Origin of the sequence: Gimesia benthica, from assembly GCF_009720525.1 — a bacterium.
Classification (GTDB): domain Bacteria; phylum Planctomycetota; class Planctomycetia; order Planctomycetales; family Planctomycetaceae; genus Gimesia; species Gimesia benthica.
Window position 1 is genome coordinate 5,771,307 of sequence record NZ_CP043930.1, and the last position, 15,455, is coordinate 5,786,761.

Below are 15,455 nucleotides of genomic sequence, written 5' to 3' on the forward strand. Positions count from 1 at the left end.
CCGAGGCTCTGCTAAGGTATCAGGTACTCATTTTGAATGAGGTGAAACAATGAATCAGATCGACTGGCAACTGGTGATCGTATTGCTCTGCGTCGCGACAGCCGGATTGTGCATCTTGCGACGGCTGGTGCATTTTTTCAAGCAACGCCCGGGCTGTGCCGGCGGCTCCTGCAGCGGCTGTCCTTCGAGTTCTCAATCTTCTTCCGCACCGAATTTCATTTCGCTCGACCAGTTGAAGTAGGTGAGTGCTCTGACACAGCAGGGGGATCAACTGTGATCCCTTAACCTCACTGCGTCCAGCGGCTGATTCAGCTTTTCGGGCTGGGGGTCAGCCGGGCAAATCCGGAGTGCCGGACCGGAGTACTCAATCGCGTCGTTAAGTCATCCTGGTCAAGTGCCTGCTTCAGTTCGGCGAACACGACGTCCGCGGCCTGAAAGTATGCGTCGACATGCCGCTGCTCATGGGCGAGTGTCGGATAGAAGCCGCTGCCGGTCAGGAAACCGTGATCCAGCATACGGATTGTAAACAGCGTTCCCAGTTCAGCAGCCTGCGGATGGTCGAACGTATGATGCAGCAGCACCGCATGCCCGAAGACTTTGACGGGCAGTTGATGGCGTGCGCCCAACTCGCTCCAGCCGGCACGAAACGCTTCCCCGATCTGGTCAATGTGCTGACGGACATCGACAGACTGCATTTTTTTGATGGTCGCCAGCGCCGCGGTCGGACCGACGCCTTCGGTCCAGTAGGTGCTGGAGATAAAGGAGTTCTCGGCAGCATCCATGACGTTCCGCCTGCCGATAATGGCTGCAATCGGGTGTCCGTTGCCGAGTGCTTTTGCGAATACGGCGATATCAGGCTCAATCCCGTAATGCAGATGCGCGCCGCCCAGCGTCAACCGCCAGCCAGTTGTGATTTCATCAATCACCAACACCGCCCCGCACTCATCACAGATCTCGCGAACCGCTTCCAGGAAACCTGGTTCGGGGTGCGTGTAGCGCGTGGGTTCCATTACCACTGCAGCCAGTTTTGGACCGCGTTCCTTCACAATCTGTTTCAGGGCATCGATATCGTTATAGGTGAAAGGGTGCGTTGTCTCTGCCAGCCCCATGGGAACGCCCGCCGGTTCCAGGCCGGGCAGCAGGTGCTTGTCGAGTGTTGTTCCCGTTTCGGCTGACTTGCGAGGCAGGTTGGTAGCCAGGTACCAGTCACTCCAGCCATGATAGCCGCATAATGCGACCTCATCGCGGCCGGTCGAAGCGCGGGCAATCCGAACTGCGATAGACATCGATTCGCCGCCTGTGCGACAGAAGCGGGCCTGGTCGGACCAGGGATGCAGTTCCGTCAGTAGTGCAGCGAGTTCGACTTCTTCCGGAGCATTCAGCGAACTCATGGAGCCGAGCTGCACCCGTCGTACGACAGCGTCAGTCACATCGGGGTCGCGATAGCCCAGCAGGCAGGAGCCGATTCCGGACGTCGCCAGATCGTGATACTTTCTACCGTCGAGGTCGATCACTTCGCAGCCGCTGGCTTCTCGGTAATAGCCGGGCCAGCAGTCCGGGGCAAACATTTCGGGACGCTTGCTGAGTAACTGTGTGCCGCCCGGAATCAACTGCTTTGCACGTCGATAGGTTTCCTGAGTCTGATTCTGTGGGGAGGCTGTCTGGATGCCCAGCATCTGCCGTGCGTTAGTGCCGAAAATACGTTCGACGTCGGCATCATTCAGTCTGAGTGTGTGGCAGGCCTGTTTGAGGGCCAGCAGGGATTCGAGTCCCACACGCGCCGGTTGGGCAAACTTGGATGTTTCCCAGTTGACGTTCTGATCCCCCAGCCAGAGAAAGCCATCGCCTATGCTCACGCAGCGTCCCGTTAGTTCGCTGACGGAGAAATCGCTTCCAAACATCAGGCGGGTAGTGCCGAACTCGCGGAGGATGGCTTCGAAAGGTTGCGCTTCACAGACGGCGGAGGTGTCGAAGAAGACGTTATCCAGACCGCGCAGAGAGGCGATGCCTTCGGTGGTGTGATTACCACAGAAGCCACGGGCGGCATGCGCCAGGATCAGTTTTGCGTTGGGGTACTGCAGGCAACGGTTGCGGATATAACTCTGGTTGATCGGATCTGCCACCGCGCGGGCACGTACCATGTGCAGCATGATGGCCAGACTATATTGTTCGGACAGTTCCCAGACCCATTCCGGTATGAATTCCTGGGGCTCCGCTTCCAGGGTGTCTGGGCGGTCGGCGTAGACATGATAGACTTTGAATCCGCTGTAGGGGCCGGCTTTGATTTTGGCTTCGACTTCAGCGGGATCATCTGCCGGGGTGACCAGCAGCAGGGCACGCGAACCGGGCTGATCTTTGATTTCATTGAGGACATACTCGTTGGCCCCGTCCCGTTCCAGTTTGGGATTCGGAATCGCAAAGAACAGGCCGGCAGAGGGGCGGAGCGAGCCCATCCAGGGGTCCTGCTTGTCACAGTATTCCTGCCAGCCGGAGAAACCCTGCGCATTTTCAGCAGAGGAGGGCAGTCCGGCGATGGCGTCCTGGGGGCGATAGAAGTGAGCGTGGGCATCGAAGCTGCCCGAGGGCATAAACTGCTTCAGTTGCTGGTCGAAGAGTGTCTTGTCATCGGGAAGCTTGCTGTTCATCACTCTTGCCCTCCAGGTAGGCTGTGGCTGGTTTGTTGAGCTGATTATCGAACGTGAACCCAATCTGGCTGAACTGCTGCTGCATCAGTTCCAGGCCATTCTTGATGAAAATAATGTCCGCCATGTGGAACAACAGCCGGGCACCTTTGCTGAGCAGCAGCTGCGCGTGTTCGGTGTTAAAGGTTGGCATGCCCCAGTGTTTGCCCTGGTTTGCGGCGGCGGCAGCAATGGCGTCGATGGCCGCCTGGAGGCGTGGATGATCAAACTGTCCGGGGAAGCCTTCCAGGATCGAGAAGTCACCCGGCCCCAGCATCAGTGCATCAACCCCCGGGACCGCTGCAATGGCTTCCGCCTGATCGACCGCTGACTGTTCTTCCAGCTGAATGATGATAAATGTATTTTCGTTTGCCTGCTGAATGTACTCCCCGATCGGCATCGTGCAGTAGGGCATGTCCGGATTGCCGCCGTCGAATCCCCGTTTTCCCAGAGGGGCAAACTTGGACCATTTCACCACTTCAGCGGCCTCTTCCGCGCTGCTGCAACGCGGATACATGATGCCCTGGGCACCCGCTTCCAGCATACGTCCCAGTCGCATGAACTCGCCGTTGGCCGGCCGGGCCAGAATGTCAGAACTTCCGATTCGGGCTGCCCGCATTAACTGGTTGGCGGTCTCCACACTGTAGGTGTGATGTTCCATGTCCATCCAGATGCCATCGAAGCCCATCAGGCTGGTCAGTTCGAAGACGCTGGGGTCTAACAGATGCAGCTGGGTAAAGAGGACCGGTTCATTCTGGTTGAGTTTCTGTTTGACGCGACTGATTCGCATTAAGGATTTCCTTTGTCAACGATGGCACGCGGCGGTGGTGAGAAGCTGACGGTGTTAACAATCATAAAATATTGTAGGATAAAAAAAACTGCAAGGCTCATTAGAGGTGAGTCTAAAATGAGTCTAAAATAACATAAATCTATGTTTTACGGGGAGATAGGCAGATCTCCAGGCTGAGATAATTGACATGCGGGTTTTAATTGTATGATAATATCGTAATGAAAACAGATTCTTCGCAAAATACGATGGCGACCCGACTGGCTGAGCAAATCCGTACGCGCATCGTTGAGGAGCAGCTGCCGGCAGGCCATGTGTTTATGACGGAAGGGCAACTGGCAGAAGAATATCAGGTTTCACGGACGATTGTCCGGGAGGCGGTCAGTCGTCTGCGGGCCCTGGGGATTCTGGATGGGAAGCAGCGCAAAGGGCTGGTCGTGAGGAGGCCGGACCTGGTTCAGCTGTTATCGGAAAGCCTGCCGCTGCTCACTGTCTCTTCGCATGAACGTGATGAACTGAAGTTGCTGCGGTATGTATTAGAAATCGGTGCGATCGAGCTGGCGGTCAAGAATGCGACGGAATCACAGATGGACCAGCTGGATGCGCTGGTGGCTGAGATGCAGTCCTGCCTGGAAGATCAGGAATGGGAGCGATCAGTCGAGCTGGATCTGGCGTTTCACTCCCTGGTGCTGGAGATGACCGGTTCCAAATATGTCGCCGGAATGCAGCAGATCCTCGCGGAATATTTTCACAGTCTGCCGGAAATTGACCGACTAGATTCAGGTAGATCAGCGCGGATCGTCTGGGAGCATGCAGAGCTGGCCAGTGCCATTCGCAGGCAGGATCGGGAGCATGCCAGGGTGCTGATTCGACAGCAGTTTGAGGATCTGATCTGATTCTCAAAATATGCTGTGTATCAAATAAGAAGGGGGCCATGCCGTCACGTGCATGACCCCCGCCGTTCAGGGACTAGTGGGATAGTACGAACTCAAACTACCCTTGGATCCACAAAACATTTGCCTGCTGTCAGGTAATTGTTCTGCCCACTTGGAAACCTACTCGGGAAAACAATCATTTTTTAATTTTTTGTGAAAAGAACTGAGTGAGCACAGTGGGTAGGGGATTTATTGCTCACGTGGACACAGGGATTTCCCTCGGTTCGTGTTCGTTGTAGCAAAGGGACTTGATGGGGGGCTCTATTCAGGCAGCTTGTTGGGGTCCTGGAAATTCACGACGGACTCCCAGGAAGACCCGATTCGTAGTTCATCAAACCGGTATTTACTGGATTTGCCGGCATGAATACGAATATGGGGGTAGATGTTGGAATCTTTGAAGGGCGTGGAGACGCAGGTCCAGATCAGCGGTTCCTGGTCGGGGATGGTTTCATCTTCATAAAAGACACGCAGGAAAATCTGGTCGGGGGCATTCTCGCTGGCCACGATTTTCGCTACATAAAAGTAAGTCGTTTCCGGCAGAAGGGGAGGTGCTTTTTCCTGGGTCTGCCCTTTCAGTAGCAGGGTGGGGTAATTCTGGGAATTCACCCCAAACATGATCTTGTCGCGTTGGCCGGTCAGTTTATCGATCTGATCGGACTGCAGCGAAATATTCCCGTAATGGAGTCCTGCCGCCGTTGGTTCTGCAGCCTGCTGGATAAAGAAGCTGAGGTAGTACAGAGCGTCTGTGTCGAGACGAATCGGTTTTTCCAGGGATCGCCAGGCGGTGTTGCCCCGTTCCAGTTCGATACTACCGGTTTGATCTTTGGATTTCTGATCAGGTTGAAGCGAAAGCTGTGGCAGGCTTTTTCCCGGAGCTTCGCTCAGTTTTTGCGCCCGACTGCGCCAGGGGGTTGTCCAGCCGAAACCGGAATTTCGCCAGTCAGAGAAGCGAGCCGGGTCGGCAATTTTCGGAGGGTGAAAACTGTCATAGGCCAGCAGTTCTTTGCGAACCGCGGTCAGGGCCTTGGGTTGGCCGGGAACTTCCCGTTTGAATCGCGTTGGTTCGAGGTTGATTTCCTTATTGGTTTCAGGTTCGATCAGGCGGGCATTTCCCTCATTGACGACCAGGGGAGCTGAAATCTGAGTCAGCTCAATTTCAGGCTGAACGCGAACCGCTCCCTGGAAAACATGCAGCTCGGTTCCCCCATCCTCAGCGACTTTGGCACCATACTCGGTGCCGATGTCATAGAAGCGAGCCTGCGGGGTCACCAGTTCAAACTCGGGAGAAGATTCGTAACCGTGCAGCACCACCGATCCGTAGGCGATTTTCGCACAGGTCGCAGAATCGATGCTGATCGTCGTCGGGCCTTCCAGTACGAGCCTGACGCCGCTGTCAAAGCGGAATTCCGCGATGCCCTGCAGCAGGGTCAGATTCTTGGAGAGCAGTCTCTGGCCGGAAAAGCGGGGCGGATTATCATTTCCCCACTTGCAGTCAAAGGACCGTGAAAGCGTGGCGACGTAAGAATCGCTTAATGCCAGCGGAGGATCTTCACTGGCTTTATTATCAGGTTGTACGACCTGCTCTGGTTGATTCCAGAAGAAGTGGCCGGTCATGATCCATTCTGTCAGCAGAAGGACTGAAACCGAAGCCGCTGCCACCAGGAGAAACGCGATGGCACGCCCGCCGCCACGACTTGACCGTGAGGTAGAACGTTCTTGAGCCGGCTGAGGTGTCTTGATTCCCTGCAGGATCACTCTGTCAAGATCACGAAGTCGATCTGTACGGTTTCTAGCGATGCCGGAATTGACATCCAGCACGTCGAAATAGTAAGTCCGCGCCTGGGGATTCTCCCGCAAGGTCTTTTCGAAAGCGGCAAACTCGTCTGCAGATAGCTCGTCTTCCAGAAACTGATTCAGGAGTTCGTCAAACTCCGGGGGGATTTCCTGCAGGCTCATCTCAGGCTTCCCTCCTGTTTCAGTTTTCGTTTGACGCATTGCGCCAACTCACGTCTGAGTGCGCTGAGACGGTTGTAGAGTGTCTGCACGGTCTTACCCGCTTTGCAGGCAAACTCCTTGATCGATTGTTTTTCCTGGGTGGAATGGATCAGCAGATCCTGGTCCGCCTGGCTCAAGCTGTAGAAACAGTCTTGCAGGAGCTCCAGCCTGAGATTGTAGTTGCTCAGATGTTGCATTCGCTCCTGTGACATCGTTTCAATTAACTCCTGGCTGAAATAGTGCCGATCACGCTGGTTACTTCTCCGAAAGTTACAGACGGTGAAGTATACAATTCCACAGGCCCAGGCAAAGAAGTCGCGATCCTGATCAAACTCGTCGAATTTATTCCACAGTGTCAGGCATACATGCTGGTATACGTCCTCGGCATCAGAATTGTGGGGTACAAGCGTACGAATATAACCGAATATTCGTAATCGCTCCTGCTCCAGCAATGATGTAAACTTCTCTCCGGAGTTTTGATCCGAAGATGAGGTCGTAATGGACATACCTAAGAGGCGCTCCGTTCAGTTGAGTCTGCAGTTCAGCCAGAAGATTAATATACTCGGAAAAATCTGGCATTAAAACAACTCTTGCAAACTTCAGGTAAGAACGGAAAGCCTGACCTGACTCTGATTAAACTCTGCTTCCTGGAAGTAAGTAGTTCTCCCAGCAGGAAAATACCTCAGGTTGCTTATAGAGAGTTGTTCGATGAGCAGTGAGATCTAATGTCAAATTTTTGAAAAACATTTGTAATTCACCAGATTTGTGGTGAATTACAGTTTGAATCGTATTAAATGTGAGCAGAGGAAGTCTGATCGTCGAGATCCACTTGTGGGGATCAAATCAGTCTTACAGATGTAATAGTCCATTGGAAGCAAAATTAAAGCGGGTTTTTCTGAAATATTGGAAAGAGCGTCATCGATGAATCAAAGTGAACTGAAATCCGGGTTTTTATCGCGAGCAGGCCTGCTGTGTCTGCTTCTGTTCACCGTTGGCCTGGGATGTCAGGATCCGCAGGACATTGCCCGGAAGCAGGGAATGGCCGATGGAAATGAAGCCCAGGGGCAGGCACCCGCGGGAGGAGCTGAAGAGATGCCCGCCGCCGCAGAACAGGCGGCTCCCGAACCAGCAGTCCAACCGGCAGGCGGAGACCAGAAGAAGAGCATTCTGCAGAAGACGACTGCTGTCGTGGTGGATGCGAAGAAAGCATTGGAGAATCCCGAGATTATTGTCGTCGACGGGAAGATCAAAGGCGTCGATCCTTTTTCTCAAGCCGGAAGTGCTTATGTCTCAATGTCGTCCCGCGTGAGTACTCTGGGAATGCAACAGGCGATTAAGGCCCACAAGGCTTTGAATGATCGATTCCCCTCTTACGACGAATACATGCAGATGATGAAAGAGAACCGGGTCGAGTTTGCGGCACTGCCCCCCTATAAAATGTACGGCTACGATGCTGAATCCGGGAACATCCTCGTCTTAGAGGATAAAAAGAAAAAAGCAGAGCTCTACAAGGAAGCGGGAATTCCGCTCGACTGATCTCTGTTCGGCATGGGATCTGCGTCTTACCTCTTCTATCCCCCAATTGAAGAGTGAATGTTGATTTAGAGCAACATTCGTTTCAAAACAGAATCAGCGTGTTGATGTTTCGCAACATGCTGATTCAGTGGAGAAAGAGGTAAGTCTCATGAAACACACAGAATCAGTCAGCATCAGAAGACTGGCCGCGAAGTCAATCCTGTTGATTGTTGTCGCCAGTGGCGCTGCCGGATTCAGTCTGAATCCTCAACAGGTTCGTGCTGAAAGCTGGATGTATAATCGATCCTATTACAGCCACCAGCTGCCACCGGAAGTCGCTGCCCGTTATCCACGACCTCAGAGCCGCTCTGCCTATCGAGTGCCTGAACTGGCAACTACACCTGGGTTTGCACTACGGGGCGCACGTCGCTGGAACTATGTGCGACTTTACAGCGGGAACAGCTACGATACGACAATCTTTCGTAGTGATACCTTTAATGTTGTCCCCCCCTAAGATTGGTTAATTCAACGAAAAATAAGCGGCCTTCGATCGACGATCTGAGGCCGCTTTTTTTATGGGGAGGAGCATCAATAGACGAACAGACTCAGCGCTGTTGCCTGTTCTTCTCGGCCAACGCTTCATAATAGCGCTTGACCTGATCCTCGTAGCGGGGAAGAAATTTTTCCGTGTAGATATTTAAGAGCTGCTGCCGCATCGCGGGAGGCAAGTGTCCCCAGGCATCTTTGATATACGCGTTCCGGTCCGCGAGTTGACCTGAGGTCGCTTTTCCCTGATTCTGTCGGTCAGTCGATTTCTTTGCCGGCCCCTGAGAGAGCTGTTCCCCGTTCTGCTGGTTCTTGCCCTGCTGGTCTTTCTGTGCCTGTTTCTGCTCGGATTGTTGAGAGGATTCCGATTCTTTCCGCGAACTCATGCGTTGGATGGTTTTGCCGGGGCTCGACTCGATCAGTTGAATCAGCTCTTCCAGGTTCCGCACCACCTCGCGCTGAATCTGCTGGGTTTCTTTTCCGGTCTTCTGTTCGGAAATCAATTTGCTGGCCCGTTGCATTTCCTTGATGATTGGTTCAACAGGCAACTGGTTTCCGGGTTTGGCTTTGGGGAGCTTATCCGGGTCGGGGAGTTCCAGCTTCGTCTCCGGAAGTTTGAGCTTATTCTCTTTTGGTTTATCCGGAGTTTCTGTCTCAGCCGGTTGAGGTTTGGTTTTCTTTTTTAGTAGTTCATCTGCTGCGTGCAGTTTCGGAGAGTATAGAAAAACGGCGAATCCGGCCAAAGAGAGCAGGCACAGCGTGCGAATTGTCTGTGAAAAGGCAACGCGTTTCATGGGATGGTCTCGGGTAATGGTTCTGTTTCGTCAGACTGGGAGCCTGTGAAAAGTGACATCAGTTCCTGCGACAGCTCTGCCAGGTCGGCCTGATCCTGGGAGAGACGTTTACGCAGTTCCTGTTGCTCGGGTGTCAGCTCTTTCTGCTGATCGACGGATTCATTAAAGCGAGTCGTCTGCTGCAGCAGCTCTTCCTGAAGCAGTTTGAGCAGCCGCAGCTGGGCCACCAGTGGAATCTGATCGGTGGGCATTTGTTGTTGTGACGGTGAGCCGTCGCCTGATTCCTGGTTCGGTGTACTTTTGCGATATTTGAGGATCGCCAGAATTTCCTTCAGCCTGTCCTGGGCACCGGTTTCTGCAGCCAGGGTTTCCTCGTCCGTGAGTCGCTCTTCCAGTCGGATCACTGCGATTTCCAGTTGATCCCGAACTTTGCGAATCGCCAGTCCAAAAACCGGAGCCGCTGCCATTTTATCGACGAAAGTTTGTGTCTGGTTCTGTAAATCGCGCTCAGCTTCCGCGAGCTGTCTGAGTGACTTGAGTTGCCCCCGTGACCAGCGGCCACGCTCTTTACGCACTGTTTCGAGGCGGTTGGTTTCTGTAATCACCGCCTGTTGACGTTCGATCAGAGACTCGATTTCCGACTCGAGTTTCGTGAACTCCTCGAATGCGAGGGTTTCTTCCAGTTCCTGTCTGCGTGAAGCCAGTTCGCGCTGAGCCTGTTCGAGGTCATCCAGTGATTCGCGCATTTCCTGTTCGGCCTGACCTGTCTGTCCCTGGCTCAGGGAGTCATTGACTTTAGACAGTCGCTGGCTGGCACGGCGGACAGAATCGGAGGCCCGGTGCAGGCTCAGTTTCTGCAACTCGTTTTCCAACTGGTCCAGTTGCTGCTTGAGTGCCTGCTCCTGTTTGGCGAGTTGCTCCAGCTCTTTTTTCAGCTCCGACTTGTTCGTGTCCTGTGAAGCCGTCTTTAGTTTCTGCAGCAGATCCTGTTGTTTCTGCTTCAACTGGCTGAGTTCCTGCTCAGACTGTTTCAGCTTCTTGATCAGCTGATCGGGAGATTCCTCTGCCTGGTTCTCAAAGATGTCTTTGAGTTTCTGCATCGACTCCTGAATCTGCTGCTGCTCCTGGATCGCCTGTCCGACCTGGTTCTGCTTGAGTCGGTCTGCCGTTTGTCGCATTTTTTCGGGTAACGACTGTTTCCGCAGGAAATCAAGGGCCGCCTGCTTCTCAAACTGGTCGGTCTGGGAATTCGCCTTTGATTCCGCCTGGATGTTATCCAGCAGGTCACGGAAGGATTTGAACTGATCTGACTGACGTTCCTGGCGGCTGGCCAGTTTTTCGAGGTCGGCCTGATCCTGCAGATTCAGGTTGGAAAACGAACGGGTGATCGTGCGTTTGGCCAGTTCCGTGGTCTGTTCCTGGATTTCGGATTGTTGTGCGATCTGTTCGTCCAGTTCGGAGACCAGGTCCCGGGTCTTCTGCCACTGTGAGAGTGACTGCAGCATCGTACCCAGCCGGTCGATCACCTGTCGCTGTCCCTGTTCGGCTCTGGTCAGGGCTTCCAGCGGTTCTGTATCACGGTCTGGTTTCTTCGCGGGAGCCTGGTCCGTTGATTTCTGTTTTCCGGCAGCCGGTTTCTGGTCATCCTTTGATTCGGGGGCCTGATCGACAGAGGACTGCAGTTTCTTACGGGCCTGCGTCATCTGTTCCTGGATCTGCGGAAAGAGTTCCTGGTTCAGCCGGGAGAGTTCGGTGCTCAATTCTGACAGACGCTGCTGCATGCCTGGGTCCTGGATGCGGTTCCATTCCAGTTCCTGCAGCAGTTCTTTTGCGCGCGGTTCCAGGCCGGTACGCGGGCTGGCCAGCTGGGAAGCGACTCGCTTCTGGTCCATCTCGACCTGCTTGATGGTGTCGAGCTCCTGGGTTCGTGCCTGACCGACGCGTTCCAGTTGATGCTGCACATCCTTGATTTCCGTATTGAGCAGTCGCTGGTCTTTGAGCACACGCGTCAGTTCTTCCAGCAACTGTGCATGACGGTTGACGAGCTCGTTTGATTTATAGTCGGGGCTGACAATCGTCAGTACACGCGAAATACTGCTGCCGGTATGCGGGTCTGTTTTGACACCACTTTCGGTTTCCCCGGATATAATTGGTTGAAAGAAGTCGGTGGCTTCCGCGCGGAAAATGATACGGTCGCCTTCTTTCAGAGAGAGCTCAGCCAGATTCCAGTTCTCATTGATGATCACATCCGTAGCCGGCTGCTGCGACTGGAATCCGAGGGGAAACGTTTCCGTGGGACGATCTGTGCGGAGTGCCCGTGAGAGTGATTCTTCGCGTGACGATTTCTGATAGCGAATCAAAGCACTGGCGATGCCCAGATCATCGCGGATGGCGATCACTAATGGGATCTGTGCGTCAGGCGTGACCTGCAGATCGGTATCGGGTTTTTCCAGAAAGACCTCGGGCAGCGCGTCGAGGACTGCCGTGATTTCATATCGATCGGGCGAGGGAGGCCGGAATCCCTGGTCGTTCTCGATGTCGAACCAGTAGGAATAGGTGCCTGGCTCCGTCACGGTAAATTCTGTCGCGAAATGCCTGCGGTCCTGGTCCAGTTGCACAGGTTTCGGCGGCTGATCTTTCACACGTAGCGCGACCGATTTAAGCAGCTTATTCGAACTGGCTGCGATCTGGACCCTGGTTCCTACGAGCGCTTTGAAATGACCAATGCCCGTGGGCAGGCTGGTTTCCTGCTGTTGCGAATATTCCGGGGGAGTGAGTGTGACCTTCTCGAGCTTGATGGTGGTCGGGGGACCGATTCAATCGTCAGCCAGGGCATGCTGGTATCATCGCCGCCGACTGCCCTCAGTTTGAGAGTTTTGCTGGAGACCACGAGTGAACCGGTTCCCAGGTCGCGCTCCACGCCGGTGGCGGTGTCGGGGACCGAAACAATTCGCAGCGGTTCGGAATAGATCTGTGGGCGGAGTTGGGACTGCTGGCTGTTCTGATACTCAAGCATCAGGTCTTCGGGCGGCGCGCCTTTGCGGTTTTCGACAAAGAACTGAAATGTCTGTCCTTCCACAACCTGATACGGATTGCCGGGACTGGTTTCAATGGGCACCAGATTCTCATCCAGAATCAGCAGTTCCACACTCTGGGGCCACTCCGGAGCGGAGAAGGGGAGTATCAGACGCTGAAAGCCCAGCATGACCTGCCGGGGATGCAGGATCGCGAGGCCCGACACCAGCAGGCAGAGCAGGGCTGCCGAGATCATGACTTTACGAATCGGGTGGGTATCAATCAGTTCCAGAAAATTGATCTGGGATGCCCGCTGGTAGGATTCTTGAATGACGGCCTGTCGCATCTGGGCAGAGCCCGCGTAATGCGCAGCCGGTTGGTCTTCGAACTCGATACTGCTCGAAAAACTGTCTTTCAGAACCGGATAGCGTTTTTCAATCTTAAGTGCCAGATCCAGATCGGTGATGGGGGTCTTTAAGGGGATCAGCAGTCGTTTCCAGACCGTCGAAACCAGGGCCGCCCCGATGCCTAGACCCAGGATGAGCCGAATCGCGGGGTCGGTAATATCCAGACTCCAGTCCAGTGCGACGGCGAGCAATCCCAGGGCGAGCAGGATCGTCAGCCCCCAGCAGACCCCGTTCAGCCAGATCAGCTGTCGGATCTTCTGGTGCAGATGCTCGAGTTGTGCTCGAATAGAATGAGTCATGTTTATGGATTCAGGCAATCAGGACACAGAACGCTAAAGGATTATTATACCAGTCGAAAACGTTTTCTTAAGAGCCATTCTACTGAGATCAGCAAAGTGAAGAGAATCAGGAATTCCCAGCGATTCCAAAGCGGGATCGGTTCTTCATTTTCCAGTGGAATCGGATGGCCGGCGGGAACCGCTTTCGGCAGTTGTTCCGCATCCAGGATATGAAAATACGTTCCGCGGGTTTCGCGGGCTGTTTTCTGCAGATCGCTGCGGTCCATATCCCGGTTCAACAGTTCCTGCTGGGAAATTTCGACGCGAAAATCGTCTGAGGGGGGCGTCCCTTCCAGGATGGGATGTGCGACCCAAGTATGATAGGCTCCTTCCGGGATATTCGAATAACTGCCCTCGAATATATTAGGGGCGGTTTCCCGGGGTGTCAGCTGTACGGGCCGCGACGCCTCCCCTTTGCGCTCGAGCATGACCGTGACCGGTTCAGAGTCGCCCGGGATCAGTCGTTCGTCGAGAAACTTGACGCGAAACTGGACCGTATCTCCCTGCTGGTATGTTTTGCGATCCAGTGTGAGTTCGATGGCCTGTTCCTGGTTGAGCAGCTTCGAACGACTCAGGTAGCGAATAGCCTGAACCCAGTAGCGGGAATAGTATAAGTCTCCTACCAGGTCCCGCCACCGCCAGAGATCGTCGGTGGCGTTGAAAATCACCTTACCGGCTCCCACTCGCTGCGTTGAGATAATGGGGATCGGCTTTCCGTCCTTGCCCTTCTGGGTGGGATGGATAGCGAAGACCGTTGCACCAGGTTTGACGTCGTCAGCGGTGAAGAACCAGTAGAGTTCCGGAAGCCTGTTCCAGATTTGCTGGCTCTCTTCAGCACTGTCGGCAAAGCGGAAGATGGATGTGCTGAACTGCCCTTCGGTGGTCAGCTCTGGTTGAAAACCTTCGATCACAGGGGCATATTCCGCGTTGGGAGCGGCCTTGGATATCTCGACCGGCAGCAGACCCTGCAAGGGTGTGTTGAAGTACGCTTGCGGGGAAAACCGGGGGCCGGCTACGACGATCAGTCCGCCCCCTTTTTCTCTAACGAACTGATCGAGGTTTTCGAAGACGGCCTGGCTGAAGTAAGCCGGATCGGCGTCTCCCAGAATCACGACATCATACTGGTAGAGGTCTTCTTTTTTGACCGGGAAGTAATCGAGTGCCGTGGTGTCTTCCGACGAGTATTCCAGATCCGATTCCTGCAGGATGCTGCGGAGTTCAATGGTTTTATCCCGTTCGAGCAGATGTTTCAGGTAACGATATTCATAACGTGGAACCGAATCGACGAGCAGCACCCGGATCTTCTGATCCAGGACCGAGACCTGTCCGCTCTGCTGATTGTTTTTCTGATTGACTTCCCCATCGACCGGCTCGACTTCGAATTCGTATTCAAACAGTCCTGGTGTCGTGGGAGTAAAGGTGAGCTCAATCTTTTGAAACTCTTTGCGGGAATTGACCGGAATCTGGCGCGTGGCCAATGGACTGCCGGTCTTGGCATCCTTCAATACCAGGGAGAGCGTACCGGAATTGATGCCGAACGTTTTGACTTTGGCAGACAGATTGACCGGGTCGTTCACAAAGGCCACATCGTCCACGAGCAGATCGTATAGCTGCAGATCACGTACGGGTTGCTCGCTGCCAATGCCAACCGGAAAGATGGGAACCAGCTTTGACTTGGCCAGAGGAGCGGCGCGGGACAGGCGATCCAACTCTCCCGCACTGGAGATGCCGTCACTCAGGACAATGATCGCCGTTGGTGGGGTGCCACGAAAATCGTTGAGAACTTTCTGCACCGCATGGTAAGGCCGCGTCTCTTTACCGGTAGGAACCAGTTGTTTGAGTGTTTCCTGTGTGGACTGCTGGTTGGTCTGATCGAGAAAATCCGGATCCCCCAGGGGGAGGCAGTCTTCGGAAAAGTGATAGAGTCGCAGTTTATGTTTCCGCTGCAGTTCAGTGAGGAAGCGGGCGTCGTCTTTCAACAGCAGGTCTCGAGCGAGCGAGAGCCGCGGTTTGCCTTCAAACTCTTTCAGGTTGGCGGGGCTCATCTCCGGCGTGCCTGTGTAATTGTCTTCGAGTCCCATGCTGGCGGAATCATCAATCAACAGGGCCACGAAAGGCAGACCCGTGCGATGAATCGTGAGCGTAAAGCGGGTGAGGAACAATACGACTATCAGAAAGACGATCAGTCGAATGCCGATCAGCAGGCTTTTCTTTTTCAGATCGAGGTGGGCTGTATCTTTGAGGTAGGCGTAGATCAGCAGGAATACAATGCCTGAGGCCAGCAGCAGTACGATCCAGTCGGGCATCCAGCCTGGCCAGGGAGTATTCCAGTGGAAATTCCAGGCAGAACCCTGACCCGGCCCGGCAGCGGGGATATCAAAATAGGCTTCCAGGGCTCGTTTCAGCGTTTGCATAAGTGCTGTCTAAGAATGGAAAAACAAT

Annotated in this window: 12 protein-coding genes; 4 read left to right on the forward strand and 8 right to left on the reverse strand. The window is 54.2% G+C overall.

All coding sequences use genetic code 11. From position 1 onward, the window contains the following. Positions 1-49: 49 nt before the first annotated feature. A complete protein-coding gene (locus tag F1728_RS22505; RefSeq protein ID WP_145042654.1) occupies positions 50-241 on the forward strand; it encodes a hypothetical protein in 192 nt (63 codons plus the stop codon). A 67-nt stretch (positions 242-308) separates the two neighbouring features. Here F1728_RS22505 and F1728_RS31350 read toward each other — a convergent pair whose 3' ends face one another. Together F1728_RS31350 and F1728_RS22515 are read right to left on the reverse strand one after the other, a co-directional pair. Continuing rightward, a complete protein-coding gene (locus F1728_RS31350) occupies positions 309-2,645 on the reverse strand; it encodes an aminotransferase class III-fold pyridoxal phosphate-dependent enzyme (RefSeq protein ID WP_194242473.1) in 2,337 nt (778 codons plus the stop codon). Then, positions 2,623-3,471 (reverse strand): HpcH/HpaI aldolase family protein, encoded by an 849-nt coding sequence (locus F1728_RS22515; protein WP_155365954.1) that lies wholly within the window; start codon positions 3,469-3,471, stop codon positions 2,623-2,625. Before F1728_RS22515 ends, F1728_RS31350 begins: the two co-directional genes overlap by 23 nt. Positions 3,472-3,689: 218 nt before the next feature. Here F1728_RS22515 and F1728_RS22520 point away from each other — a divergent pair, with 218 nt between their 5' ends. Continuing rightward, complete coding sequence (locus tag F1728_RS22520) at positions 3,690-4,364, forward strand: FadR/GntR family transcriptional regulator (protein WP_145442247.1); 675 nt, start codon at positions 3,690-3,692, stop codon at positions 4,362-4,364. Positions 4,365-4,664: 300 nt separating this feature from the next. On the opposite strand, the gene F1728_RS22525 is transcribed toward F1728_RS22520, so the two are convergent. Both F1728_RS22525 and F1728_RS22530 read right to left on the reverse strand, forming a co-directional pair. Continuing rightward, complete coding sequence (locus F1728_RS22525; protein WP_155365955.1) at positions 4,665-6,359, reverse strand: FecR family protein; 1,695 nt, start codon at positions 6,357-6,359, stop codon at positions 4,665-4,667. Then, positions 6,356-6,904 carry a sigma-70 family RNA polymerase sigma factor gene (locus tag F1728_RS22530; protein WP_145042644.1) on the reverse strand — a complete coding sequence of 183 codons (549 nt, stop codon included), beginning with the start codon at positions 6,902-6,904 and terminating at the stop codon, positions 6,356-6,358. The genes F1728_RS22525 and F1728_RS22530 overlap by 4 nt, the downstream gene beginning before the upstream one ends. Before the next feature lie 415 nt (positions 6,905-7,319). Between F1728_RS22530 and F1728_RS22535 the strand changes: the two genes are divergently transcribed. Beyond that, the gene (locus F1728_RS22535) at positions 7,320-7,934 is read left to right on the forward strand and encodes a hypothetical protein (protein ID WP_155365956.1); all 615 of its coding nucleotides are present in this window, start codon (positions 7,320-7,322) and stop codon (positions 7,932-7,934) included. A 148-nt stretch (positions 7,935-8,082) separates the two neighbouring features. Further along, positions 8,083-8,427, forward strand: coding sequence for a hypothetical protein (locus F1728_RS22540; protein ID WP_155365957.1), 345 nt, complete (start codon positions 8,083-8,085; stop codon positions 8,425-8,427). Between the two features lie 91 nt (positions 8,428-8,518). Here F1728_RS22540 and F1728_RS22545 read toward each other — a convergent pair whose 3' ends face one another. The 4 genes from F1728_RS22545 to F1728_RS22560 are packed head-to-tail and all read right to left on the reverse strand — an operon-like array spanning position 8,519 to position 15,427. Continuing rightward, entirely contained in the window at positions 8,519-9,253 is a 735-nt protein-coding gene (locus F1728_RS22545) for a hypothetical protein (protein ID WP_155365958.1), read from the reverse strand. Next, positions 9,250-12,069, reverse strand: coding sequence for a DUF4175 family protein (locus F1728_RS22550; protein WP_315853535.1), 2,820 nt, complete (start codon positions 12,067-12,069; stop codon positions 9,250-9,252). Before F1728_RS22550 ends, F1728_RS22545 begins: the two co-directional genes overlap by 4 nt. Next, positions 11,955-12,974, reverse strand: a complete 1,020-nt coding sequence (locus F1728_RS22555) for a hypothetical protein (RefSeq protein WP_155365960.1) — start codon at positions 12,972-12,974, stop codon at positions 11,955-11,957. Before F1728_RS22555 ends, F1728_RS22550 begins: the two co-directional genes overlap by 115 nt. A 44-nt stretch (positions 12,975-13,018) precedes the next feature. After that, on the reverse strand, positions 13,019-15,427 hold the full coding sequence (locus F1728_RS22560) for a hypothetical protein (RefSeq protein WP_155365961.1): 2,409 nt from the start codon (positions 15,425-15,427) through the stop codon (positions 13,019-13,021). Positions 15,428-15,455 lie beyond the last annotated feature (28 nt).